The following is a 23,654-nucleotide window of genomic DNA, read 5'->3' as shown; positions in this document are numbered from 1 at the left end:
ATCCGGCGGGCGGCAGACAACAACCGCCCGCCGCCGCGTCAATACGTGCCGTCGCCCTTCTTCGCGGCGGCGTCGCCGCCCTTCTTGAACTGCGCCGCAAGCCGCTCCGCGCTCCTCGCCAGCAGCGTCGTATCGACACCGACCGCGACGAACAACGCGCCCGCTTCCAGATAGCGCCGCGCGGCCGCTTCATCCGCGCTCAGGATGCCCGGCGCCTTGCCGGCCGCCTTGATCGCGCGGATCGCGCCGTCGATCGCGGCCTGCACATCGGGGTGGCCTGGATTGCCGAGATGCCCGAGATCGGCGGCCAGATCGGCCGGGCCAATGAACACGCCATCGACACCGTCGACCCGCGCAATCGCATCGATCGCGTCGAGCCCGGCCCGCGTCTCGACCTGCACGAGCACGGCCATCTCGTCGTTCGCGCGATGCAGGTACTCGCCGACGCGATTCCACCGCGATGCGCGCGCGAGCGCGCTGCCGACGCCGCGGATTCCGTGCGGCGGATAACGGGTCGCGGCCACCGCCGCACGCGCCTCGTCCGCGCTCTGCACCATCGGCACGAGCAGCGTTTGCGCGCCGAGATCGAGCACCTGCTTGACGATCACCGGATCGTTCCACGGCACGCGCACGACCGGATGCGACGGATACGGCGCGATCGCCTGCAGTTGCGCGAGGATCGTCGGCACCGTGTTCGGTGCATGCTCGCCGTCGATCAGCAGCCAGTCGAAACCGGCGCCGGCGACCACTTCCGCGCTGTAGGGATTCGCGAGGCCGAGCCACAGGCCGATCTGCGCGTCGCCGCGCGCGAGCGCGGCCTTGAAGACATTCGACGGAATCCGCATCGTCCGCTCACCTCACTCGAAGTAGCACTGGATCGTCCCGAGCGGGCCGTAGTCGACGCTGAACGTATCGCCCGAACGCGCCGCGCAGGGCCGCGTAAACGATCCGCCGAGCACGATCTGCCCGGGCTCCAGCGCGACGTCGAAACGCGACAGCCGGTTCGCGAGCCACGCGACGCCATTCGCCGGATGGTTCAGCACGCCGGCCGCGACACCGGTTTCCTCGACCACGCCGTTGCGCGACATGATCGCCGCGACCCAGCGCAAATCGACGTCCCGCGGGCGCACCGGCCGGCCGCCGATCACGACGCCCGCGTTCGCCGCGTTGTCGGCGATCGTGTCGAACACCTTGCGCGGCCGCTTCGTATCGGGGTCGATCGACTGGCTGCGCGCGTCGATGATCTCGAGCGCCGGCACGACGTAATCGACCGCGTCGTACACGTCGAAGATCGTGCAGTTCGGGCCGGTGAGCCGCTTGCCGAGCACGAACGCGAGTTCGACTTCCACACGCGGCACGATGAAGCGGCCGGTCGGTATCGTGCCGCCGTCCTCGAAGAACATGTCGTCGAGCAGCGCGCCGTAGTCGGGCTCGTCGATCTGCGACGTGTTCTGCATCGCCTTCGACGTGAGGCCGATCTTGTGCCCCTTCAGCGTGCGGCCTTCCGCGAGCTTGAGCGTCACCCACGCGCGCTGGATCGCATACGCGTCGTCGATCGTGATGTCGGGATGGTCGAGCGAGATCTGGCGGATCTGCGTGCGCGCGCGCTCGGCGTCGTGCAGACGGTGCGCGAGCTGGTCGATGATGGCGGGTTCGAGCATGGTCGGATCGAAAATGGGGTTCAGCCGGCCCGCTTGTAGCGGGCGTGAATGTTGTTGTGCTTGTACGAGCCGCTTTCGCTGAACTCGATCAATTCCATCGACAGGGCGAGATAACGCTTCGCGTACAGCTCGGCGAAATGGGCCTTGATCGCGTCGAACAGCGCGTCGCATGCGGCTTGCTTCGTTTCGTCGCTGCGGCCCGCGCCGATCTTCAGTGTCACGTGGACGAACGCGTCGTCCTCCGCGCCGTCGGCGATGCAGTAGTCGTGCAGCTCGATCGCGCGCGAACGAATGCCGCCGGTCGGGAACACGCCGCCCTGCGCGATCAGCGTCGCGTTGATCGTGCGCAGCAGCGCGGGAATGCGTGCGTCGTCGCGGATGTTCGCGGTGTATTCGACGACGATGTGTGGCATGGCAAGTCTCCGGTCGGATTCGAAGTCGTGGTGCGCGGCAATGCTCAGGGCAGCGGGAAGATCGCGTTGATCTGCCCGGTGCCCGAGCTCGCGAAATAGTCGGTGACGATCTCGACGGGCTTGTCGTAGCGATCCCAGCCGAGCAGCCCGAGCAGCATCGCGGTGTCGTGCATGCCGCCTTCGCCATGGCAATGCACGTTGTACTCGGGCAGCATCGCGCAAAACGTCCTGAAATCGCCCTGCTTCCACAGTTCGACCACGCGCAGGTCGACCTGCCGGAAGAATTCGCGGCTGATCTGGTGGATCGATTCCTCGGGGCTGCCGTTGTCGTTGAAGCGGTGCGACAGCGAACCGCTCGCGAGGAACGCGACGTTCGAATCGCTCTTCTCGATCGCTTCGAGCAGCGCCTCGCCGAAGCGCCGGCTCTCGTCGAGTTGATGCCACATGCACCAGCCGGCGATCGACACGACCTTGAAGTGCTGGTCGCCGTTCATGTAGCGCATCGGCACGAGCGTGCCGTACTCGAGCTCGAGGCTGTCGATCTCGTGCGCGCGCGTCGCGATGCCGCGCTCGGTGGCCGTTTCGGCGATCAGCCGGCCGAGCGCCGGGTTGCCCGGGTACGCGTACTGCATGTCGCGGATGAAATGCGGCAACTCGTTGCTCGTATAGGTGCCCGCGAAGCTTGCATTGCAGTTCACGTGATAGCCCGCGTTGACGAGCCAGTGCACGTCCGACACGACGATCGTGTCGACGCCGAGCGCACGGCAGCGCTCACCGATCAGCCGGTGGCCGCGGATCGCCGCATCACGGCAGCCGTGATGCTTGCCGGGCAGTTCCGACAGGTACATCGACGGCACGTGCGTGATCTTCGCGGCGAGGGACAGTTTGCCCATCGTTCAAGTCTCCCAGTCGGCCGGGCTTAGCGCTTTAGCGGTTACTCCGGCCCCATGCTTGGCCGGCGTGCCGGCCAAGGAATCGTTCGTTCTTGCGGCGACACCACCCGCTTCCGTCACACGCCCCAGCGCGGAATGTGATGCGAACCCATCGAAATGCACACGTTCTTGATCTCCGCGAACACCTCGAAACTGTACTCGCCGCCCTCGCGCCCGGTGCCCGATTCCTTCACGCCGCCGAACGGCTGGCGCAGGTCGCGCACGTTCTGGCTGTTCACGAACACCATCCCGGCCTCGATGCCGCGCGCGAGCCGATGCACCTTGCCGACGTCCTGCGTCCAGATGTACGACGCGAGGCCGTACGACGTGTCGTTCGCGAGCCGCAGCCCTTCGTCTTCGTCCTCGAACGGGATGATGCACGCGACCGGCCCGAAGATCTCCTCCTGCGCGATGCGCATCCGGTTGTCGACGTCGGCGAATACGGTCGGCCGCACGAAGTTGCCGTTGCGCAGACGGTCGGGCAACCCGGCCGGCTTGTCGGCGCCGCCCGCGACCACGCGCGCGCCTTCCTGCTCGCCGATGCGGATGTAGCCCGTCACCTTTTCCCAGTGCTGGCGCGTGATCATCGCGCCGAGGTTGGTGCCCGGATCGGTCGGGTCGCCGACCACCAGGTTGTTCGCGCGGCGCGCGAATTCCTGCACGAAGCGGTCGTAGATCGTTCGCTGCACGAAGATCCGCGAGCCGGCGGTGCAGCGTTCGCCGTTGATCGAGAAGATCGTGAACAGCGACGCGTCGAGCGCGCGGTCGAAATCGGCGTCGTCGAAGATCAGCACCGGCGACTTGCCGCCAAGCTCCATCGAATACTTCTTGAGGCCCGCGCGCTCCATGATCCGCTTGCCGGTGACGGTACCGCCGGTAAACGACACCGCGCGCACGTCCGGATGGCGCACGAGCGCGTCGCCGGCCGTCGCGCCGTAACCCTGCACGACGTTCAGCACGCCCGGCGGGATGCCGGCTTCGAGCGCGAGCCGGCCGAGCTGGTCGGCCGTCAGCGGCGACAGCTCCGACATCTTCAGCACGGCCGTGTTGCCGAGCGCGAGGCACGGCGCCGTCTTCCACGTGGCCGTCATGAACGGCACGTTCCACGGCGACACCAGCGCGCATACGCCGACCGGCTGGTACAGCGTGTAGTTCAGCATCTGGTCGTCGACCGGATAAGTGCGGCCGTTCATCTGCACGCACACCTCGGCGAAGAAGTTGAAGTTCTCGGACGCGCGCGGAATCAGCTGCTTGCTCGTCTGCGCGATCGGCAGGCCGGTGTCCTGCGTCTCCAGCGCGGCGAGCATCGGCACGTTCTTCTCGATCAGCTCGCCGAGCCTGCGCATCAGCTTCGCGCGCTCCTTCGCCGGCGTGTTCGCCCATTTCGGGAACGCTTCCTTCGCCGCGCGCACGGCCGCGTCGACCTCGGCCTCGCCGCCCGACGCGACGTCGGTGATGACTTCACCCGTCGCCGGGTTCAGCGTCGTGAAGGTGTCGCGGCTCTCCACTTCGCGGCCGCCGATCCAGTGCTTGATGGTCATGTGCTCTCCTTCCTTGGGCGACGGCTTCAGCCGGCGCGATAGTAGTCCGCTTCGCCGACGATCGTGTTCACGAGCCGGCCGATCCCTTCGATTTCGGTCACGACCTCGTTGCCCGGCTTCGTGTCGGCCAGCCCCTCGGGCGTGCCGGTCAGGATCAGGTCGCCCGGCGAGAGCGTCATGAAGCTGCTGATGTGCTCGATCAGCGCCGGCACGTCGAACACCATGTCGCGCGTGCTGCCGCGCTGCGTCTCGCGGCCGTTCACCGTCGTGCGCAGCGTGAGATCGCCCGCGTCGCCGATCTCGTCGCGGCTGACGAACCACGGCCCGAGCGGCGTGCAGGTGTCGCGGTTCTTCACGCGCAGGTTAGGCCGGTAGTAGTTCTCGAGATAGTCGCGGATCGCGTAGTCGTTCGCGACCGTATAGCCGGCCACGTAGTCGATCGCCTGCGCGCGGCTCACGTGGCGCGCGGGCCGGCCGATCACGACGGCCAGTTCGCACTCGTAGTGCATGTGCGTGGCGTCCGCCGGGCGCACGGTCAGCGACCGGTGGCCGATGAACGTATTCGGCCCCTTCAGGAAAATCAGCGGTTCGCTCGGTGCGTTGAACGCGAGTTCCTTCGCGTGGTCCGCATAGTTCAGCCCGAGCGCGAACGTCGTGCGGGGCGCGACGGGCGGCAGCCATGCCACCGCGTCCTCGGCCACCACGCGCCCCGTATCGAGGCGGATCGCGCCGTCGCCGGCCGGTTCAGCCATGTGGAGTGCGCCGTTGTAGATCACGCGCGCCGTCTTCATCGTGCTTCCTCCGCCATCAGCGTATGCCGCAACGTGCCGATGCCGGCCGCGGCGATCTCGATCGTGCTGCCCGCGCGGGCACGCGGTGCGCCGCCCGCGACGCCGAGCAGCAGCACGTCGCCCGCGTCGAACGACATGAAGGCCGTCACGTCGGCGATCAGCGCGCGCACCGGGCGAATCAACGTCGCGGTCGACGCGGCCGCGGCCACCGCGCCGTCGATCCGCACCGTCAGGCCGATCGCGTCGACATCGGCGAGCGCGGCGGCCGGCACGATCGCCGGGCCGAGCGGGCAGAAGCCGTCGCGGCACTTGAAGCGCACGGCCGGGCGGTAGTAGTCGGGATGCGGCACCGACACGTCGCTCGCGAGCGTGAAGCCGTGCACGTAGTCGAGCGCCTGCGCGGCCGGCACGCGCGTCGCACGCCGCGCGAACACGACGGCCACCGACGCGCCGATCTCCAGCGCGTCGACGCCGGCCGGCACGACGACGGCGGCGCCGTCGGCCGCATGCGTGTTGGCGGATTTGATGTACAGGATCGGCGCCTGCGGCGGGCGGCCGTAAGGCGGCGCGTTCACGGCGTCGCCGAGCGCGTCGAGCGCCGCGCGCTCGTTGAGCAACGCGCCGTAGACGGTACCGATGGCGACCGGCAACGGCGGCGCCGCGGCGTTCGTGCAAGAAAGCTCCATGCGTCGTTCCCCTGCCGCGCGTCGCGGCGCATCGTCAATAGTTAATATCTTAAGTAAACAATCGTGCGCTGGCAACCTCGATTACCCTGATACGCGAAATTCATCAGCTTCGGCTGTTAAGATTGATGCGTCCCCGTCCTCTGCCCACCCCGATGAACCGTACGCTCGACCATCGCAACCTGGCCATGCTGCTGCTCGAGGCCCGCGAAACGCTGATGGGTCTGTTTCGCCCCATTCTCAAGGAATTCTCGCTGACCGAACAGCAATGGCGGATCATCCGCGTGCTCGACGGCGAACCGGCGCAGGCGCTCGAAGCCGGGCAGATCGCGAAACGCTGCTGCATCCTGAGCCCGAGCCTGACCGGCGTGCTGGAACGGATGGAGCGCGACGGCCTGATCACGCGCACGCGCGCGCAGGAGGATCAGCGCCGGCTGCTGGTCAGCCTGACGCCGCAAAGCAGGAAACTGGTGACGGAAATCGGTCCGCGCATCGACGAGCAATACCGGCAACTCGAGTCGCGGTTCGGCGAGGACGGCCTCGAGGACATCTACCGCGCGCTCGACCGGCTCATCGAGCTCGGCAGCGACGCGTGACGGCGGCGCCCGCTTCCGCGGCCTGCGGCAACGGGCGCCGGTGCGGCGCGGACGATCAGTGGAACGCGCCGCGCATCAGTTCGGTCACGGCCACGCCGCGCGACGTGCGCATGCACTCCTCGACGTAATCGATGAACGGCAACGGTTCGAAATCGATTTCATCGCGCACGCGGCGATTGTCGAATACGCGATCGACCGTCGCGAATTCCCCGCAGCGCTGCAGCGCCCGGCCGATCACGCGCTCCAGGGCCGGATCGCGGCGCCCGAGCACGTCGCGCACGACGAGCGGCAGTTCGGCCGGCGCGCATGCCGCGTAGCGCGGCGCCCCGGTCATTCCCGCCGCCTCGTCCATCGCGCGCACGATCTGCGCGACCTGCGGCGCCTCGTCGCCGGCCGACACGTGATAGACGTCATGCGCGAGCGTCGGCTTGACGGCCAGCAGCATCGTCGCGCGCGCCACGTCGTCCACCGACACGATGTCGATGCGCGTCATCGGCCGCGCGGTGAAGCGGCGCGCCGCATGCGCGAGCCGGAACATCCAGAACGAATTCGGCGCGGGCCGCGTGCCGAGCACCGTGTGGCCGACCACGTGCGACGGCCGCACGACGACGAGCGGCAGCCCGAGCGCGCGCAGGCGCTGCTCCGTTTGCGCCTTCGCGTGCAGGTAGTCGGCCGCGAGCACCGCACCCGGCAGGCCTTCAGCGCCCGGCGCGGCATCGTTGCCCGCGGCGCGTTCCGCCTCTTCCTGCACGATCCCGCCGCGGCCCGCGTGCGCGTAGGCCGTGCCCACGTACACGAAGCGCTGCAGGCGCGGCGCGCGCGCAAAGCGTTCGGCGAAGCGCACCGCATCGGCGATGTCGGCCTGCAGGTGCGCGCCGTCGGCCGGCGATGCGTGGCCCGCGCAGTGAATCACGTGCGTCGCGCCGGCCAGGCGCGGCGCGTCGGCGCCGTGCCACACGTCGCCGAGCGCGCCGACGATCACGTTCGCTTCGGTCAGGCGCGACGCCCAGTACGGCGCGAGCCCCGCGCGCAGCGCGGCTTCACGCAGCCGCGCGACCGCATGGCCGCGGTCCTGCGCGCGCACGACGCACACCACGCGTTCGAGCAGCCCTGCATTGACGAGCGCCGTCAGCACGGTACTGCCGATGAAGCCCGTGGCGCCGGTCAGCACGAGCCGGCCGACGTTCGCCGCCGCGACCGGCGCGCTGGCCGGCGACACGAGGCTCGTGCGCCAGTTGAGCGACAACGCGGTTTTCCAGATCAGCACGATAGTCTCCTTCGAAGAATCGGCCGGGCGGCGCGGCGCCCGCGGTTGCGGGCCGGCGCACGGCTCAGCGGCCGGGCCGGGGCTGACGCGCGCCCCGGCGGCTCCCGATCGGGCGGACGCCCTGCGATCGCGTCGATCGCGCGCTGGCACGAGGCGGCGGCAGCCGGCGCGGACGGGCGTCCGCGCATGGGATCGGGAAGTGCCCAGTGTGGGGCTCGAACGCGTGCAAGTCTGTCCCGAAAGTTTCGTGAAAGTGTGCAGATTTGTACGCGATTGTCGGAGTGTGTCGTGCCGGCCGCCGCGTCGGAACGCTGAAACGTTCGGTGCGGCCGAGTTCGGGCGGTGCCCGATGGCGTCGGGCGGCCCGATTCGACGGCAGCCGGCGCGCGACAGATCGACGCGGGTGTCCGCCCGTCATCCCATCTCTTGACGGCCGCGCGTGTCCGGCCGGGCGCCGCGATCGCCGCTATCGCCCGTGTGTGCTGACGCATCGGGAATGACCATGCATCGTCAGACGTCCTTTCATCTGAAACCGAAATGGACTCAATACGGATTTATTGCGGTTTATCACTTGCGTTTCACACCAGTCTATCTAGACTGTTCAAGTCAAATCGGTCGAACGTTTCAACTTTTCAGGAGAGGATCCAATGCGCCTCACCATTCGGATTAATGGCAGCGAATCGGCAACCCGGCATTCCTTCGCGGTCTTGTGGGTCGATACCGACGAGGGACTGTGGTCGCGCGAGGCACATCAGGGCATCGACCTTCCGACCTGGGGCAAGGTCCGCGACGTGGAGGGCGCGATGGCGCTCTGCGCGGCCGACAGCGGCAATGCCGTCTGTCAATTGAAGGGGCTGTCGTTCGACGCGATGCGGCGCGAACACGGCCCCGCGGTGCTCGCCGGCGAGCATCCCGCAGGCGCGTGGCGGCTGCAGGCGGTCGATACCTGCACGACCCAGCCGGAATACCGCGAATTTATTTCCGTGGCCCGATAGGTATTATTGACCTGAATCGTCTGCGGTTTTCGGGTTTATTCCGACATCCACGATATTCATTTCGATATTCAGCATGAATGGCGCCTCGGCTCGAGGCGCTTTTCATTTTCGAGATTAAAGAAATAACCGGAACACGGGCAATTGATCGCGTGCGGGGCAATCGCGATCGATCGATGCCGGTCACCCCGTGCCCCGCCTCGGCGCACGGCGAATCGTCCGTGTTTCCCCGCCGCAGCCGCCGCCGCATTCCGTTACGGCGCCGCCCTGCCCCCTTTTCGCTCCATTCTCGGGATCACCTACCATTCGCCTTTTTGCGGGGCCGGAACATACTTTCCCCACACGTTGTTTACTCATTTATTACAATCGCATTATTCAGACTGACCCGCCGCCGTCCGGCGGCCCGACCCGGCCTTTGCATGAGCGTGAAAAAAAAGACCCACCCCGCCGATCCGTACGCCGCGGCGACCAAGAATCCGATGCTCGCGTCGCGGCTTCCGATGTGGCGCTCCCGGCTGATCGTGGTCGTCGTGTTCCTCGCGTTCGCCGCGTTGATCGCCCGCGCTTTCTGGGTGCAGGTCGCGAACCATGATTTCTACGTCGGCCAGGGCCAGAAGCGTTACCAGCGCACGATCGAGCTCGACGCGATGCGCGGGCGCATCGTCGACCGCAACGGCGCGATGCTCGCGGTCAGCCTGTCGACCTATGAAATCTGGGCGAACCCGAAACAGGTCGCCGACACCGATTATCCGCAGATCGCGAAGCTGCTCGACATGCCGCTCGTCGAGGTGAAGCGGCGTCTCGGCAACGACAAGACGTTCGTGCTGCTCAAGCGGCAGGTCGATGCGGATACCGCGAGCCGGCTCGACAAGCTCGCGATCGACGGCATCACGCAGATCGCCGATTCGAAGCGTTTCTACCCGGAAGGCGAATCGGCCGCGCACGTGGTCGGCTTCACGAACGTCGAGGACAAGGGCCAGGAAGGCGTCGAGCTGGCGGCGAATGCGCGCCTGCAAGGCACGTCCGGCCAGCGCGAGGTGATCCGCGACCGGCTCGGCCGCATCGTGTCGGACACGCGCCCGCTCGTGCCCGCGCAGCACGGCGCGACGATCGAACTGACGATCGACCGCCGCATCCAGCAGCTCGCCTTCAGCCAGCTCAAGGCGGCCGTGATCGAAAACAACGCGGTGGCCGGCAGCGTCGTCGTGCTCGACGCGCAGAACGGCGAGATTCTCGCGCTCGCGAACTATCCGACCTTCGACCCGAACGATCGCGCCCGCCTCACCGGCCAGCAATTGCGCAACCGCGCGGTGGTGGACACGTTCGAACCGGGCTCGACGATCAAGCCGCTCGTCGTCGCGCTGTCGATCGACGAGCGCAAGGTCACGCCGAACACGATCATCAACACGTCGCCGGGCACGTACAAGATCGGCCCGGCCGTGATCCACGACACGTCGAACCACGGGTCGCTGACGGTGTCGCAGGCGCTGCAGAAGTCGAGCAACGTCGCGCTCGCGAAACTCGCGCTGAACCTGCCCGCCGAAACCATCTGGAACAAATACCAGGAATACGGGATCGGCCGCGCGCCGGAACTGACGTTCCCCGGCGTCGCATCGGGCCGGCTGCGCGGCTACAAGCGCTGGCGGCCGATCGAACAGGCGACGATGGCGTACGGCTACGGGCTGTCGATGTCGCTGCTGCAGATCGCGCAGACCTACACCGCCTATGCGGGCGACGGCACGCTGCATCCGGTGTCGCTGCTGAAGAACGGCACCGACCAGCAGACGATCGACGCGCACCGCGGCCACCGCGTGACGTCGCCGCAAACGGCCGCCGCGATCCGCTCGATGCTCGAGATGGCGGTGGGTGAAGGCGGCACGGGGCGCCGCGCGCGCGTCGACGGCTACCGGATCGGCGGCAAGACGGGTACCGCGCGCAAGCAGGTCGGCGCGAGCTACGCGAAGGGCAAGTACCGTGCGCTGTTCGCGGGGATGGCACCGATGAGCAACCCGCGCCTGATCGTCGCGGTGATGATCGACGAGCCGCGCGGCAAGGGCTACTACGGCGGCACGGTGGCCGGCCCGGTGTTCGCGTCGGTCACGAGCGGCGCGCTGCAGTTGCTCGGCGTGCCGCCCGATGCACCGGTCGAACCGGAAGAGAATGCGCCGGCGAAGGCCGGCGCGCCGCAGAAGACGGTCGCGGCGCCGAAAGCGGCGGCGCCGGCAACGACGGCCGCGCAATCCGCCCGCCCCGCGCCCGCGAAAGTGGCCGCCGCGGGCTGACGAAGCCGGGCGCGCCGCCGCGCGCCGTCAATGCGCGGCCGCGACCGGCTTCGCCATCCGGCCGAGCACGTGCTCGGTCATCCCGCGCGCGAGTTCGGTCTCGCCCATGAACACGGTGCCGATACCCTCGTTCGACAGCAGCGCGGCCTCGTCGCCGCTGTTCGTGCACAGCACGACCTCGAGCGTCGGGTTGAGCGTGCGCGAGATCTCGACGATCTGCCGCACGTCGAATACGTCGGGCAGCGTGACGACCAGCATCCCGGCGCGGGCGATATGCGCCTGCACGAGCACGATCGGCTCGATCGCGTCGCCCGACACGGCCGCGATGCCGTCCGCGCGCAGCTTCTCGACGAGCTCGCGATTCTGCTCGACGACGACATACGCAATCGAGCGCTCGTCCAGCGCATGCGCGATCCGCGTGCCGACCTTGCCATAGCCGACGATCACGACCTGCCCGGTCAGGTGCGTCTGCGGCGTCGACATCGGCAGCGCGGCGAGCGGATCGTCGCGCGCCTCGAGCTTGCGCGCGAACGCCGAATGCTTGCGGATCCACGCGAGCGCCGGATCGATCATCGCGAACAGCAGCGTGTTCATCGCGATCGAGATCAGCGCGACCGCGAGAATCAGGCTCTGCCCCTCGGCGGACAGCAGCCCGAGCGCGCGGCCGAGCCCCGCGAGGATGAACGAGAATTCGCCGATCTGCGCGAGGCCGGCCCCCACCGTCAGCGCGGTGTTCAGCGGATAGCGGAACGCGATCACGAGCGCGACGGCCGCGAGCGTCTTGCCGATCAGCACGATGCCCGCGACCTCGATCACGTGCAGCGGCTCGTCGAGCAGCACCTTCGGGTCGAACAGCATGCCGACCGAGATGAAGAACAGCACCGAGAACGCATCGCGCAGCGGCAGCGTCTCGTCGGCCGCGCGCCGGCTGAATTCCGATTCGCGCATCATCATCCCGGCGAAGAAGGCGCCAAGCGCGAACGACACGTCGAACAGCTTCGCGGCGCCGAACGCGATGCCGACCGCGGCCGCGATCATGCACAGCGTGAACAGCTCGCGCGAGCCCGTGCGCGCGACGAGCCACAGAATGCGCGGGAACACGCGCTTGCCGACCACCAGCATCAGCGCGATGAACGCGGCGACCTTCAGCATCGTGACGCCGAGCGTGCCCCACACGCTGCCGCCGGCCGCCTGCGCGTCGCCGGGCGGCGTGCCGCCGAGCAGCCCCGCCACCGGCGGCAGCAGCACCAGCACGAGCACCATCACGAGATCCTCGACGACCAGCCAGCCGACCGCGATGCGCCCGTTGACCGTCTCGACGAGCCCGCGCCCCTCGAGCGCGCGCAGCAGCACGACGGTGCTCGCGACCGACAGCGCCAGCCCGAACACGAGCGCCGCACCGAGGCTCCAGCCCCAGGTGAGCGCGAGCCCGCCGCCGAGCAGCGTCGCGACGGTGATCTGCACGATGGCGCCCGGTAGCGCGATCTTGCGCACCGCGAGCAGATCGCCGAGCGAGAAATGCAGGCCGACGCCGAACATCAACAGCATCACGCCGACTTCGGCGAGTTGCTGCGCGAGCGACAGGTCGCCGACGAAGCCGGGCGTGCCGGGGCCGATCACGATCCCGGCGAGCAGATAGCCGACGAGCGGCGGCATTTTCAGCAGCGACGCGAGGTAACCGAAAATCATCGCGAGACCGAAACCGGCCGCGAGCAACGCAATCAGGCTGACGTCATGAGGCATCCCCCCTCCCAAGCTCTTGTAACGATTTAGTAAGGTTCAAGAGTGAAAGGATACGGGATGAGGCGGAAGAATGGCGCGCGGCCGCGAAAATTTCACGCGGCGGCGCGGGTTGGCGGGGCGCGACCCCGGCCAGGGCAGAGGCGTCGCGGGCCCGGTCGCGCATCGACGCGGACCGGGTGACAGGCGGGGCCGGCGCCCCGCCGCCGCGCCGTCAGCGCGACGCTTGCGGGAATCGCGCGCCCGGCGGCGGCTCCGGCCGCGTCGACGGCACGCTCTTGCGCACCTTCGCGACCTGCGCGGCCGTCACCGGCGCGCCCGTGTTGCCCCAGCTCGTGCGCACGAAGTTCGACACGTCCGCGACTTCCTGGTCCGACAGGCGCCAGCCGAACGGCGGCATCGTGAAGGTCGACGGCGCGGTGCGCGTGCCCTGCAGCGCGCTGCCTTCCAGCACGACGTGAATCAGCGACGTCGGATCGTCGCCCTGCACCACCGGGTTGCCGGCGAGCGCCGGGAACACGCGCGTGTAGCCGTGGCCGTCGCTGCGGTGACAGGCCATGCAGTTGTCGCGATAGACGGCCGCGCCCGGCTTGCTCGCGTCGCCCGTCTGCAGCGCCTTCGCCGCGGCCGCGTCGTACACGTGCGGCTGCTCGCCCTGCACGCGCGGCGGTAACGTCTTCAGGTAGCGCGCGATCGCGTTCAGGTCGTCGTCGGTCATGTGCTGCATGCTGTGGCCGACCACGTCCGTCATCCCGCCGAACGCGGCCGTGCGCAGCGTGCGGCCCGTCTTCAGGAACTGCACGATCTCGGTTTCGCTCCACGCGCCGAGGCCCGTGCGCGGCTCGCCGCGCAGGCTCGTCGGCACCCAGCCGTCGATCGCCGCGCCGCCGGCCAGGAAGTCGAGGCCGTCCGCGTCGGTCAGCCCGCGCTCCTGCATCGTCGGCGCGCGCGGCGTGTGGCACGCGCCGCAGTGGCCGAGGCCCTGCACGAGATACGCGCCGCGTGCGACCGCCGGGTCGCTGTACGACGCCGCGTCGAACGGCTTCGGCGACGGCGCGAACATCTTGCGCCAGATGCCGAGCGGCCAGCGCATCGACAGCGGCCACACGATGTCGACCGCGCGGTTCTCGTGCTCGACCGGCGCGACGCCGTGCATGAAGTATGCGTACAGTGCCTTCATGTCGTCGTCGGTCAGCCGCGAATACGACGGGAACGGCATCGCCGGATACATCGTGTCGCCGTTCTTGCGCACGCCTTCGCGCACCGCGCGGGTGAAGTCCTCGTAAGTCCAGCCGCCGAGACCCGTCTTCGGGTCCGGCGTGATGTTCGTCGAGTAGATCGCGCCGATCGGCGTGTCGAACTTCAGGCCGCCCGCGAACGGCTTGCCGCCGCTCGCGGTGTGGCATGCGATGCAGTCGCCGGCGCGGGCGAGGTATTCGCCGCGCTTGATCAGGGCCGCGTCGGCGGATTGGGCGGCCGGTGCGGCCGCCGGGCCGGAGGCTGCCGCGGGGGCCGCCGGTTGCGCAAGCGCCGCCGAGCCCGCGAAGCCGAACGCGGCCCAGGCTGCACCGGCCGCCAGCGCGCGCGACATCCGGCGCGCGACGTTGTGGTTCATCGTCCTCTTCATGCGGTCACCAGCGGGGCGGGATTTTTCAGGTACTGCTCGCGGATCGCACGTGCCGACCAGTAGGCCAGCGCCGCGATGATCCCGGTCGGGTTGTAGCCGATGCCCTGCGGCAGCGCGGACGCGCCCATCACGAACACGTTGTGCACGTCCCAGCACTGCAGGTAGCGGTTCAGCACGCTCGTCTTCGGGTCGGTGCCCATGATCGCGCCGCCGACGAGATGGGTGGTCTGGTACTGGCGCGAGTCGAAGTGCTTGCCGAACTCGCGCGTCGACACGCCGATCGCCTTCGGCCCCATCGCCTCCGCGATCTTCTTCATCTGCCCGGTCACGTACTGCGCCATCCTGATGTCGTTGTCCTTCCAGTCGAACGTCATCCGCAACAGCGGCTGGCCGTACGAATCGCGATAGGTCGGATCGAGGTCGAGATACACGTCGCGATACGACATGTTGGTGCCGTGCGCGTCCATCGAGATCGTGTGCGCGTAGTTGTCCTTGACGGCCTTCTTCCATGCCGAGCCCCATTGCGGCGTGCCGGGCGGTGTCGCGATGCCGCTGATCGGCTTCACGCCGGCCTGGTTCACCCACAGCGGCGAGCCGCCGACGAAGCCGAGCGGGCCGTGGTCGAAGTTGTCCGCGTTGAAATCGTCCACCGCGACGCCGTTGCCGCCCGCGCCGATGAACGGATTCGTGTAGGTGTCCTTGTCGAAGAACGCCTTGATCGTCGACAGGTTCTGGTACGCGAAATTGCGGCCGACCACGCCTTCGCCCGACACCGGGTCGTACGGCTTGCCGATGCCCGACAGCAGCAGCAGGTGCACGTTGTGATACTGGAACGCGGCCACGATCACGAGATCGGCCGGCTGGTGCACTTCACGCCCGGCCGGATCGACGTAGGTCACGCCGGTCGCGCGCTTCTTCGTGTCATCGAGATCGACGCGCAGCACGTGGCACTTCGAGCGCAGCTCGAAGTTCGGCGCCTGCTTCAGCGCCGGCAGGATGTTCAGGTTCGGCGACGCCTTCGAATACATGTAGCACGCGTAGCCGCTGCAGTAGCCGCAGAAGTTGCACGGGCCCATCTGCACGCCGTACGGGTTCGTGTACGGCCCCGAAGTGTTCGCGGACGGCAGCCGGTACGGATGCAAGCCGAGCGAGCGGGCCGCATCGAAGAAGCGCTGCGCCGAATACGTATTGAGCTGCGCGGGCAGCGGGAAGTGGTCGCTGCGGTCGGCCTCGAACACGTTGCCGTCGCCGACCACCTTGCCGCCGACCTTGTACGCCTGCCCCGACGTGCCGAACACCTTCTCGGCGAAATCGAAATGCGGCTCGAGTTCCTCGTACGTGACGCCCGTGTCCTGGATCGTCATCCCTTCGGGGATGAACTTCTTGCCGTAGCGCTCTTCGTAGTGGCTGCGCAGGCGCAGCTCTTCCGGCGTGATCCGGAAGTGCACGCCCGACCAGTGCAGCCCCGCGCCGCCCACGCCTTCGCCCGGCAGGAACGCGGCGAGCTGCCGGTACGGCAGCGCGGTGTCCTGCAGCCCGTGGCGAATCGACACGGTCGTCTTCGACAGGTCGAGAAACAGCTTCTTGCGGATGTTGTAGGTCAGCTCGTCGATCGTGTTCGGGTACGCGCCGTCCGGGTAGGTGTCGCGATATTCGCCGCGCTCGAGCGCGACGACGTTCAAACCGGCTTCGGTCAGTTCCTTCGCGAGAATCGCGCCGGTCCAGCCGAACCCGACGATCACCGCGTCGACATGCGGCTTCTTGTCTGCGGCCATCAGCTGCGCTCCCCGTTGATCGAGACGGGGCCGTACGGATAGGGCTTGCCGCTCTGGTTGACGAAATCCATGAAGTCCGCGCGCGCGCCCGGGAAACCGATCATCTTCCACGCGGCCATGTCGCGATTGCCGCCATGCACCGGATCGCAGAAGTAGCCCTCGCGCGTGTTCTGCAGCAACTGGCCGAGAAACACGCCGGGCGGCACGTCGTCGATCTGCGCGCCGCCCTTCTCCAGCGCGCCGAGCACCGTGTCGCGCGTCGGTGCGTCGAGATCCGCGAACGCCTTGCCGTGCGCCTTTTCGCAATAGCGGTTGACGGCCGCGATGCCGAGCCGGTAGATGTCGCGCGGCACCAGCTTCAACTGGTAGCCGAGCTCGGGCACGCCCTGCTGGAACGGCCCCTGCATGTACCACGTCGCGCCGTGCGCATACGGCGTCTCCATCTGGCGATCGATGAATTCGGGCACGCCGGCTTCGAGCGCGCCGGGGCCTTCGGCATCGGCCGGAATCAGCCGGTCGACGGCGGCCTGGACGAACGCCCATTCCTTCGCATCGAAAAAGGTCGGCTTGTACGGTGCGCGCTCGGCGCCGGCCGACGCGGCGGATGCATTGCCGGCCGTCGTCGCGGACGGCGACGACGAGCGCAGGTCGCAGCCGGCGACCGACGCGATCGGCACGAGCGCGACCGACGTGCGCAGGAAACGGCGACGCGAATTGGGTTTGTCAGGTGGCGTGGACATGGTCGGATGTTGATCGTTGGGGATCGGGGTTCGGACGCGCGCATTCCGCATGCCGCGTGCCCGGCAGGCAGCCGTGCCGCACGCGGCCGGTCACCCTGTTCTTTCGTGTGTTGCGCACAACCTCGATTGCAGGTGCCCGGCCGCGCTCCGCGGTGGCGCCGTCATTGCAGCCGCACCCCGCCCCGGTACCGGCGGCGCTGTGCGGATCGACCTCTTCGCGGGCCCTATCGTCGGACAAATACCGGCATCAGCCTGCATCTCTCCGTCATCGCCCATGACCCTTGTTCAACTTAGACGTCACGTCTGCCCACCGCAAGCGCAACGTGCACGACCCTCTTTCGGGTCCGGCGACGAGTGCGGCGAATTATATATGGAACCGGTTCCATTGGTAGAGGGATCGATGCAATTCAGTGCATCGAAATCAGCAACAATGGGAAATTGAGAAGCCGGAATGTGCAAGGATGGGCAGACGGCGGACGGCGCTGGCCGTCGGCGCGTGCTACGGCGTGCCCGTGATCCTCGAAGTCGATGCGCGGCGCATGCACCGGCAGGGCCATGCGTTCTTCGTCGCCGAAAACGGTGTCTGGCTGACCGATGCCGTGCCGGCCGAATATCTCGAGTTGATCGATACGCGCGCCGAGTGAGCCGTGCGCCAGTCGCCATTCACCACGGCCAGAACATCGACGCGATCGACAACGCCAGCGCCGCACACAGCGGCGAGTAATACAGCGTGTCCATCCGCGCGAAACGCGACCCGCGGATCCGCTTGGAGAAGCCGACGTAGCGGAAATCGCCGACGGCCCGCACCGCGAAGATCAATGCGAGCGCAACGGTCGCGAACGCGATCGTGCATGGATACGCGTTGCGCCCGAGCCAGCCGGCACGCACGGCGACCACGCACGCGCCGCCCAGCAGGGCGGCCGCGACGGCAAGCGTGCCGACGGCGGTCGGCCGCAGCAGCGGTACGCCGTCCTGCTCCGGAATGGCCGCACGCTTGCCCAGCCGCCCGCCGCACGCCCAGTAGACGTGCACCAGCGCGAGGGCGCAAAGCGTCGGCACGCTGAAATACGCACCGGTCATGTCGATCGATGTCCTCGTGTCGTTGTCTCGTCGTCTTGCCGAAAACGTTCGGCCCGCGACACGCATGACGATACCGAAACCCGATCACGCGCGCATTGCGACGTCCGGTCGCAACCGGTGGCCGCGCATGCTGCGCTGCAGTGCGCATGCATCGCGCGCAGGCCGCACGCTTGACTTCCGTCCGCGCGCTACTACCCTGTTATTCCAGTACTGCGGTCGGCACGCCGCCGCGCAACCGCCTGCCCGCACGACGACGATAACGAAGGCCATGGAGGCGACTCATGCTGGTCGGTGTGCCGAAAGAGATCAAGAACCACGAATACCGTGTCGGCCTCACGCCGGCCGGCGCGCGCGAACTCACGCGGCACGGCCATCGCGTGCTCGTGCAGCGCGGCGCGGGCACGGCGATCGGCCTGCTCGACGACGACTACGCGGCCGCCGGCGCATCGCTCAGCGACGGCGCCGACGAAATCTTCGCGCGGGCCGACATGATCATCAAGGTGAAGGAGCCGCAGCCCGCCGAATGCGCGATGCTGCGGCGCGGCCAGATTCTCTACACGTACCTGCATCTCGCACCCGATCCCGATCAGGCCGCCGCGCTCGTGAAATCCGGCGCGGTGTGCATCGCGTACGAAACCGTGACGGGCCCCGGCGGCGGCCTGCCGCTGCTCGCGCCGATGAGCGAAGTCGCCGGCCGCATGTCGATCCAGGTCGCGGCGACCCACCTCGAAAGCCCGCGCGGCGGCCGCGGCCAGCTGATGGCCGGCGTGCCGGGCGTGCCGGCCGCGCACGTCGTCGTGCTCGGCGCGGGCGTCGTGGGCACCGGCGCGCTGCAGATGGCGGTGGGCCTCGGCGCGCGCGTCACCGTGCTCGACAACAACGTGAACCGGCTGCGCCAGCTCGATCTCGTGTTCGCCAACCGGATCGCGACCGTCTGCTCGAATGCGCATACGGTCGACGAAGCCGTGCGCGATGCCGACGTCGTGATCGGCGCCGTGCTCGTGCCGGGCGCGTCGGCGCCGCGGCTCGTCACGCGCGACATGATCGCGACGATGCGCAAGGGGGCGGTCGTCGTCGACGTCGCGATCGATCAGGGCGGATGCTTCGAGACCTCGCATGCGACCACGCACGCGGCGCCGACCTTCGTCGTCGACGGCGTGGTCCACTACTGCGTCGCGAACATGCCCGGCGCGGTCGCGCGCACGTCCACCTTTGCGCTGAACAATGCGACGCTCGGCCATGCGCTCGCGCTCGCCGACAAGGGCTGGAAACAGGCGATGCTCGACGATCCGCACCTGCGCGCGGGCCTGAACGTGTGCGACGGCCACATCACGTACGAAGCCGTCGCGCAGGCGCTCGGGCTGCCGTACGTCCCGGCCACCGGCGTGCTGGCATGACCGTGCCGGCATGAACCGAACGCAACGCGGCCGGCCGCGTTACGTTCGCGCGCCCTTCGACCGGCTCCGCTTGCCGCCGCCCATCGTGCGCGCCAGCAGCGGCCGCAGTTGCGCGAGCGTGCGCGTGTTCAGCACGTCGTGCCGCGTCAGCCAGCCGCGCCGCGCCTGGTCGATGCCGAACGCGAGATTGTCGAGTTCGTCCGCGCTGCATGCATCCGAACCGATCGCGACCGGCACGCCGGCCTTCGCGGCCTCGCGACACCAGACGTCCGGCAAGTCCAGGCGCCGCGGCTGAGCATCGAGTTCGACGAAACAGCCGCGCGCGGCAGCCTGCGCGAGCACGCGCGGCACATCGAGTTCGCAGGCGTCGCGCTCGCCGAGCATGCGACCGGTCGGATGCGCGAGAATCGTGAAATACGGATGGTCCATCGCGCGCAGCATGCGATCGGTCTGCACGCCGCGCGGCAGGTCGAAACCGTCGCGTACCGCGCCCACCACGAGATCGAGCCGGCCGAGCATCGCGTCGGGCACGTCCAGGCTGCCATCCTCGCGAATGCCCGCCTCCACGCCCTTGAGCAACACGAAATCGTCGAACGTCGCGTTGACGCGATCGATGTCGTCGAGCTGCCGCGCGAGCCACTCGAAGCCGCCGCGAGCGCCGTCGCCAGGCGGGACACGATCGGTGACGGCCAGATACGCGAGCCCGCGCGCACGCGCGGCCGCGGCCATCGCGCGCAAGCCGTCGCGGCCGGCCGACACGTCGGTATGCGCGTGCAGGTCGCCATGCAGATGCTTGCGCTCCACCAGCGCCGGCAGCGTGCCGGCACGGGACGCATCGACCTCGCCGCGATCCTCGCGCAACTCGGGCGGCACCTCGTGCAGCCCGATGGCCGCGTAGACCGATGCCTCCGTCGCGCCGGCAATCCGCTCGTCGCCGCGAAACACGCCGTATTCGTTGATCTTCAGGCCGCCGGCCTGCGCGATCCTGCGCAGCGCGATGTTGTGCGCCTTCGATCCGGTGAAGTAGACGAGCGCCGCGCCGAACGCATCGGCATCGACGACGCGCAGGTCGACCTGCAACCCGTTGGCGAGCACCGCGCTCGACCGGGTCTTGCCGTGTGCGAGCACGCGCGCCACGTCGCCGTAGCCGACGAACGCGTCGGCGACCGCGGCAGCATCGCGTGCGGTGACGAGGATGTCGAGATCGCCGACCGTCTCGCGGCGGCGGCGGAAGCTGCCGGCCGGCACGGCCTTGCCGACGCCGGCCACCGCACGCAGGTGTTCGAGCAACGGCGTCAGCGCATGCGCGGCGTCGGGCAGCAGGAAGCGTTGCGGCTCACGCTGCAGGCGATCGTCGATCGCCTCGATCAGATGGGCTTCGGTTTTCGCACCGAAGCCCGGCAGTTCGCGCACGTGCCCGCTCTTCGCTTCGGCGCGCAACTGCTCGAGCGAATCGACGTGCAGCGCGTCGTGCAGCGCCTTCACGCGTTTCGCGCCGAGCCCGGGCACGTCGAGCAGCGCGACGATCGCGCCCGGCAACGCATGACGCAAGGTTTGCTGCAGTTCGCAGGTGCCGGTCGCGGCGATCTCGCGCAGCTTCGACGCGAGATCGGCCCCGATCGACGGAATCTTCCCGAGATCGTCGCCGTTCGCGATCATCGTCGGGATATCGCGGCCGTAGTCGGCGATCGTGCGGGCGGCGTTGCGGTATGCCCGCACGCGAAACGGGTTGGCGCCCTGGATCTCGAGCATGTCGCCGATTTCGGCGAACACGGCCGCGCACTCCGCATTGTGGATCGGCATGATCGGCGTGCCCCCTTCCACGTGGATGGCGCCGCGCGCCGGCGCGACGGCGTCTGCCCGCCCGGCGCCGCGTGTCGACGGCGCCGGGCGCCCGTTGGTCATCCTGCGCCGGCCCGCGCAGCGCGTGCAGCGCGGTGGAAACCGCGACGTCAGAGCGACGCGCGCGGCGTCGTTGCGTAGCGGCGCTCGTAGAGCGACTGGCAATGCGTGCAGCGTTCGGCGGTCGGACGCGCCAGCAGGCGCTCGTAGCCGACCGAGCCGTCGCAGTCGATGCATTCGCCGTAACTGCCGTCGCGCATCCGCCGCTGCGCGCGGCCGATCGCGCGCAGCTCGGTCAGCTTCATGCCGATCAACGCGTGATCGACGTCGACGAACAGATCGGCGTTCGCCTCGTCGCCCTCGTCCGGCGCCGCGCCGGCAAGGTCCGCATAGGATTCCAGCGCGCGCTGGTCCTCGCTCGCGCGGATCTCCGCACGCAGCGCCTGCTCGCTCTCGTTCAGCCGCTGTTTCAGCGTCTGCCGTTGTTGTTGGTCGAGCGACATGGCCGTCTCTCCTGTTCCGGGTTCCGCGCGAAAAAGTGAGGCGCGCGGTATCGCGCCGGTACGCGGCGCGCAGGCATGACCTGCGCCGCCGCATCCGGATACGCGGCCGGACGTGCAGAACGCCGGACGCATTCGACGCAGGATAAACCCATTGAACACGCGTGTGTTGACCCGAATCAGCGTGCCGGTCACGCAGCGTCAGCGGTGAGGAAACCGGGGACGGACGCGCAATCCCGACGTGCGGCGCGCGCCGCGCGGCCCGTCGGCGCAACCGCGGTGCAGCAATTTTCCGCGCCGCCGCATCGCGTCTTCCCGTGCCCGCGAACCGGCATCAGGCCGTCGGTACGATCGCTCGCGCGGCGCCGACTCGATCATTCGTTTCCTCAGAATGCATTGCGCCCGATGAAGCCGCGCACCACCGTCAGCAGGATGATCTTGATGTCGAACCAGAAGCTCCAGTTCTGCATGTAGAACAGATCGAACTTCACGCGCGCCGCCATCGCCTCGACCTTGCGCGTCTCGCCGCGATAGCCGTTCACCTGGGCCCATCCGGTGATGCCGGGCCGCACACGGTAGCGGTACATGTAGCAGTCGACCAGTTGGCGATAGAAGTCGTCGTGTTCGATCGCATGCGGACGCGGGCCGACCACCGACATCTGCCCGAACAACACGTTGAAGAACTGCGGCAGCTCGTCGAGCGAGGTGCGCCGCAGGAACGCGCCGACGCGCGTGATGCGCGCATCGTTGCGCGACGCCTGCCGCAGGACGCCCGGCTGCGCGCGATGCACGCGCATCGTCCGGAACTTCAGGATGTCGAACTCGCGGCCGTCGACGCCCTTGCGGCGCTGCCTGAACAGCACGGGCCCGGGCGAAGACAGCTTGACCGCGATCGCGAGCAGCGTCAGCAGCGGCAGCAATGGAATCAGCACGGCGAACGCGAACAGCCGGTCGAATGCGAACTTCGCCCACAGCTCCGGCGCGGAGCGCGGCGTGGTCGCGAGATTGATCGCCGGCATGCCCAGCACGTCGGTCGCGGAGCGATCGACGACCGCCATCTGCCGCACGTCGGGCAACAGCCGCAACTCGACGAACTCGTCGCGCAGTTCGCGCACGATGCGCTGGATCCGCCACTCGTGCGACATCGGCAGCGTGAGCCAGACCTCGTCGATGTCACCGCCGCGAATCCGGTCGCGCAACGCGTTCCAGTCGTCGATCACCGGCACGCCGCCGATGCCGCTCGCGGCGGCCGCCGCATCGTCGTCGAATACGCACGCGGCCACGAACGGGCCGTTCGGCGCAAGCTGCATCCGCTCGATCGCCACGCGCCCGTAGGCCGTTGCGCCGACGACGGCGACGCGGCGTTGCCGTGCGCGCGGGTCGCCGCGCGTCAGCGCGAGCGCCAGCAGCGCCGCGCGGCCGAGCAGCAGCGTCGCGTCGCCAGCCAGCACCGTTTGCACGATCCAGCGCGTCGTGACCGTGCCCCCGCGATTCATCATCCATACCGTGCCGGCCACCGTCAGCACGCTCGCGCACATCACCGCCACCAGCGTGTGCGTCAGCACGTGCGCGCCGCCCTGCACCGCCACGCCGCCGCGCACGGTGCGCAGGTAGCGCGGCAGCAGCGCCACCGTCAACACGCACAGCAGCGCGATCGCGCCGCGCTGCGCGTCGGACAGCGCATGCCAGCCGAGGCCCGACGCCGCCTGTGCGGCGAGCGCCCCCGCCAGCACGAGCACGACGTCGGCTGCCGCGATCGCGGCACGCCGCATCGCATTCGTTCCACCGGACATCG

21 protein-coding genes are annotated in these 23,654 nt (G+C 68.6%); 5 read left to right on the top strand and 16 right to left on the bottom strand.

The features are described 5' to 3' along the window. Window positions 1-38 precede the first annotated feature (38 nt). The 7 genes from hpaI to CFB52_RS21510 form a co-directional block, all read right to left on the bottom strand. Window positions 39-845 (bottom strand): 4-hydroxy-2-oxoheptanedioate aldolase, encoded by an 807-nt coding sequence (gene hpaI / locus CFB52_RS21540; RefSeq protein WP_059639375.1) that lies wholly within the window; start codon window positions 843-845, stop codon window positions 39-41. Between the two features lie 12 nt (window positions 846-857). Then, complete coding sequence (hpaH, locus tag CFB52_RS21535) at window positions 858-1,661, bottom strand: 2-oxo-hept-4-ene-1,7-dioate hydratase (RefSeq protein WP_059639374.1); 804 nt, start codon at window positions 1,659-1,661, stop codon at window positions 858-860. Window positions 1,662-1,681: 20 nt separating this feature from the next. Further along, a complete protein-coding gene (locus CFB52_RS21530) occupies window positions 1,682-2,074 on the bottom strand; it encodes a 5-carboxymethyl-2-hydroxymuconate Delta-isomerase (RefSeq protein WP_059574592.1) in 393 nt (130 codons plus the stop codon). Between the two features lie 44 nt (window positions 2,075-2,118). Further along, on the bottom strand, window positions 2,119-2,967 hold the full coding sequence (gene hpaD / locus CFB52_RS21525) for a 3,4-dihydroxyphenylacetate 2,3-dioxygenase (RefSeq protein WP_059574594.1): 849 nt from the start codon (window positions 2,965-2,967) through the stop codon (window positions 2,119-2,121). A 116-nt stretch (window positions 2,968-3,083) separates the two neighbouring features. After that, window positions 3,084-4,547: a 5-carboxymethyl-2-hydroxymuconate semialdehyde dehydrogenase gene (hpaE, locus tag CFB52_RS21520; protein WP_099317380.1), complete on the bottom strand. Its 1,464-nt coding sequence runs from the start codon at window positions 4,545-4,547 to the stop codon at window positions 3,084-3,086. A 26-nt stretch (window positions 4,548-4,573) separates the two neighbouring features. Then, window positions 4,574-5,338: a fumarylacetoacetate hydrolase family protein gene (locus CFB52_RS21515; protein ID WP_099317379.1), complete on the bottom strand. Its 765-nt coding sequence runs from the start codon at window positions 5,336-5,338 to the stop codon at window positions 4,574-4,576. After that, complete coding sequence (locus tag CFB52_RS21510) at window positions 5,335-6,024, bottom strand: fumarylacetoacetate hydrolase family protein (RefSeq protein WP_099317378.1); 690 nt, start codon at window positions 6,022-6,024, stop codon at window positions 5,335-5,337. The genes CFB52_RS21515 and CFB52_RS21510 overlap by 4 nt, the downstream gene beginning before the upstream one ends. A 152-nt stretch (window positions 6,025-6,176) precedes the next feature. On the opposite strand from CFB52_RS21510, the gene hpaR reads away from it, so the two are divergent. Then, window positions 6,177-6,617 (top strand): homoprotocatechuate degradation operon regulator HpaR, encoded by a 441-nt coding sequence (gene hpaR, locus CFB52_RS21505; protein WP_059574601.1) that lies wholly within the window; start codon window positions 6,177-6,179, stop codon window positions 6,615-6,617. A 55-nt stretch (window positions 6,618-6,672) separates the two neighbouring features. Here hpaR and CFB52_RS21500 read toward each other — a convergent pair whose 3' ends face one another. Further along, on the bottom strand, window positions 6,673-7,884 hold the full coding sequence (locus tag CFB52_RS21500; protein WP_059574603.1) for an SDR family oxidoreductase: 1,212 nt from the start codon (window positions 7,882-7,884) through the stop codon (window positions 6,673-6,675). 647 nt (window positions 7,885-8,531) lie between these two features. Between CFB52_RS21500 and CFB52_RS21495 the strand changes: the two genes are divergently transcribed. Both CFB52_RS21495 and CFB52_RS21490 read left to right on the top strand, forming a co-directional pair. After that, the gene (locus tag CFB52_RS21495) at window positions 8,532-8,879 is read left to right on the top strand and encodes a DUF3564 family protein (protein WP_059639369.1); all 348 of its coding nucleotides are present in this window, start codon (window positions 8,532-8,534) and stop codon (window positions 8,877-8,879) included. Window positions 8,880-9,295: 416 nt separating this feature from the next. Next, entirely contained in the window at window positions 9,296-11,158 is a 1,863-nt protein-coding gene (locus tag CFB52_RS21490) for a penicillin-binding protein 2 (RefSeq protein ID WP_099317377.1), read from the top strand. A 27-nt stretch (window positions 11,159-11,185) separates the two neighbouring features. On the opposite strand, the gene CFB52_RS21485 is transcribed toward CFB52_RS21490, so the two are convergent. The 4 genes from CFB52_RS21485 to CFB52_RS21470 form a co-directional block, all read right to left on the bottom strand. Continuing rightward, window positions 11,186-12,901: a cation:proton antiporter gene (locus CFB52_RS21485; RefSeq protein WP_059574609.1), complete on the bottom strand. Its 1,716-nt coding sequence runs from the start codon at window positions 12,899-12,901 to the stop codon at window positions 11,186-11,188. 211 nt (window positions 12,902-13,112) lie between these two features. Then, entirely contained in the window at window positions 13,113-14,525 is a 1,413-nt protein-coding gene (locus CFB52_RS21480; protein ID WP_099317376.1) for a cytochrome c, read from the bottom strand. Then, the gene (locus CFB52_RS21475) at window positions 14,522-16,300 is read right to left on the bottom strand and encodes a GMC family oxidoreductase (RefSeq protein ID WP_059639365.1); all 1,779 of its coding nucleotides are present in this window, start codon (window positions 16,298-16,300) and stop codon (window positions 14,522-14,524) included. The genes CFB52_RS21480 and CFB52_RS21475 overlap by 4 nt, the downstream gene beginning before the upstream one ends. Beyond that, complete coding sequence (locus CFB52_RS21470) at window positions 16,300-17,040, bottom strand: gluconate 2-dehydrogenase subunit 3 family protein (protein ID WP_059574615.1); 741 nt, start codon at window positions 17,038-17,040, stop codon at window positions 16,300-16,302. Before CFB52_RS21470 ends, CFB52_RS21475 begins: the two co-directional genes overlap by 1 nt. 461 nt (window positions 17,041-17,501) lie before the next feature. Here CFB52_RS21470 and CFB52_RS21460 point away from each other — a divergent pair, with 461 nt between their 5' ends. Beyond that, window positions 17,502-17,684 carry an RNA 2'-phosphotransferase gene (locus CFB52_RS21460; protein WP_257220598.1) on the top strand — a complete coding sequence of 61 codons (183 nt, stop codon included), beginning with the start codon at window positions 17,502-17,504 and terminating at the stop codon, window positions 17,682-17,684. 19 nt (window positions 17,685-17,703) lie between these two features. On the opposite strand, the gene CFB52_RS21455 is transcribed toward CFB52_RS21460, so the two are convergent. Continuing rightward, window positions 17,704-18,120, bottom strand: a complete 417-nt coding sequence (locus CFB52_RS21455; protein WP_099317375.1) for a DUF3995 domain-containing protein — start codon at window positions 18,118-18,120, stop codon at window positions 17,704-17,706. Window positions 18,121-18,401: 281 nt separating this feature from the next. Between CFB52_RS21455 and ald the strand changes: the two genes are divergently transcribed. Then, window positions 18,402-19,517, top strand: coding sequence for an alanine dehydrogenase (gene ald, locus CFB52_RS21450; RefSeq protein WP_099317374.1), 1,116 nt, complete (start codon window positions 18,402-18,404; stop codon window positions 19,515-19,517). 39 nt (window positions 19,518-19,556) lie between these two features. Here ald and polX read toward each other — a convergent pair whose 3' ends face one another. From polX to CFB52_RS21435, 3 genes are all read right to left on the bottom strand, one after another. Beyond that, window positions 19,557-21,320 carry a DNA polymerase/3'-5' exonuclease PolX gene (polX, locus tag CFB52_RS21445; RefSeq protein WP_099317901.1) on the bottom strand — a complete coding sequence of 588 codons (1,764 nt, stop codon included), beginning with the start codon at window positions 21,318-21,320 and terminating at the stop codon, window positions 19,557-19,559. A gap of 149 nt (window positions 21,321-21,469) precedes the next feature. Further along, the gene (locus tag CFB52_RS21440) at window positions 21,470-21,862 is read right to left on the bottom strand and encodes a TraR/DksA family transcriptional regulator (RefSeq protein WP_059574623.1); all 393 of its coding nucleotides are present in this window, start codon (window positions 21,860-21,862) and stop codon (window positions 21,470-21,472) included. Between the two features lie 383 nt (window positions 21,863-22,245). Then, a complete protein-coding gene (locus CFB52_RS21435; RefSeq protein ID WP_099317900.1) occupies window positions 22,246-23,652 on the bottom strand; it encodes an undecaprenyl-phosphate glucose phosphotransferase in 1,407 nt (468 codons plus the stop codon). Window positions 23,653-23,654 lie beyond the last annotated feature (2 nt).

Origin of the sequence: Burkholderia sp. AU18528, from assembly GCF_002223215.2 — a bacterium.
In the GTDB taxonomy this organism is placed as follows: Bacteria; Pseudomonadota; Gammaproteobacteria; order Burkholderiales; family Burkholderiaceae; genus Burkholderia; species Burkholderia semiarida.
This window is presented reverse-complemented; position numbering and strand designations above follow the sequence as displayed.

What these genes read in the sequence shown, in the direction of transcription:
- hpaI (WP_059639375.1), bottom strand. Translation starts at nt 845, where the DNA reads ATGCGGATTCCGTCGAATGTCTTCAAGGCCGCGCTCGCGCGCGGCGAC.
- hpaH (WP_059639374.1), bottom strand. Translation starts at nt 1,661, where the DNA reads ATGCTCGAACCCGCCATCATCGACCAGCTCGCGCACCGTCTGCACGAC.
- CFB52_RS21530 (WP_059574592.1), bottom strand. Translation starts at nt 2,074, where the DNA reads ATGCCACACATCGTCGTCGAATACACCGCGAACATCCGCGACGACGCA.
- hpaD (WP_059574594.1), bottom strand. Translation starts at nt 2,967, where the DNA reads ATGGGCAAACTGTCCCTCGCCGCGAAGATCACGCACGTGCCGTCGATG.
- hpaE (WP_099317380.1), bottom strand. Translation starts at nt 4,547, where the DNA reads ATGACCATCAAGCACTGGATCGGCGGCCGCGAAGTGGAGAGCCGCGAC.
- CFB52_RS21515 (WP_099317379.1), bottom strand. Translation starts at nt 5,338, where the DNA reads ATGAAGACGGCGCGCGTGATCTACAACGGCGCACTCCACATGGCTGAA.
- CFB52_RS21510 (WP_099317378.1), bottom strand. Translation starts at nt 6,024, where the DNA reads ATGGAGCTTTCTTGCACGAACGCCGCGGCGCCGCCGTTGCCGGTCGCC.
- hpaR (WP_059574601.1), top strand. Translation starts at nt 6,177, where the DNA reads ATGAACCGTACGCTCGACCATCGCAACCTGGCCATGCTGCTGCTCGAG.
- CFB52_RS21495 (WP_059639369.1), top strand. Translation starts at nt 8,532, where the DNA reads ATGCGCCTCACCATTCGGATTAATGGCAGCGAATCGGCAACCCGGCAT.
- CFB52_RS21490 (WP_099317377.1), top strand. Translation starts at nt 9,296, where the DNA reads ATGAGCGTGAAAAAAAAGACCCACCCCGCCGATCCGTACGCCGCGGCG.
- CFB52_RS21485 (WP_059574609.1), bottom strand. Translation starts at nt 12,901, where the DNA reads ATGCCTCATGACGTCAGCCTGATTGCGTTGCTCGCGGCCGGTTTCGGT.
- CFB52_RS21480 (WP_099317376.1), bottom strand. Translation starts at nt 14,525, where the DNA reads ATGAAGAGGACGATGAACCACAACGTCGCGCGCCGGATGTCGCGCGCG.
- CFB52_RS21475 (WP_059639365.1), bottom strand. Translation starts at nt 16,300, where the DNA reads ATGGCCGCAGACAAGAAGCCGCATGTCGACGCGGTGATCGTCGGGTTC.
- CFB52_RS21470 (WP_059574615.1), bottom strand. Translation starts at nt 17,040, where the DNA reads ATGTCCACGCCACCTGACAAACCCAATTCGCGTCGCCGTTTCCTGCGC.
- CFB52_RS21460 (WP_257220598.1), top strand. Translation starts at nt 17,502, where the DNA reads ATGGGCAGACGGCGGACGGCGCTGGCCGTCGGCGCGTGCTACGGCGTG.
- CFB52_RS21455 (WP_099317375.1), bottom strand. Translation starts at nt 18,120, where the DNA reads ATGACCGGTGCGTATTTCAGCGTGCCGACGCTTTGCGCCCTCGCGCTG.
- ald (WP_099317374.1), top strand. Translation starts at nt 18,402, where the DNA reads ATGCTGGTCGGTGTGCCGAAAGAGATCAAGAACCACGAATACCGTGTC.
- polX (WP_099317901.1), bottom strand. Translation starts at nt 21,320, where the DNA reads ATGCCGATCCACAATGCGGAGTGCGCGGCCGTGTTCGCCGAAATCGGC.
- CFB52_RS21440 (WP_059574623.1), bottom strand. Translation starts at nt 21,862, where the DNA reads ATGTCGCTCGACCAACAACAACGGCAGACGCTGAAACAGCGGCTGAAC.
- CFB52_RS21435 (WP_099317900.1), bottom strand. Translation starts at nt 23,652, where the DNA reads ATGTCCGGTGGAACGAATGCGATGCGGCGTGCCGCGATCGCGGCAGCC.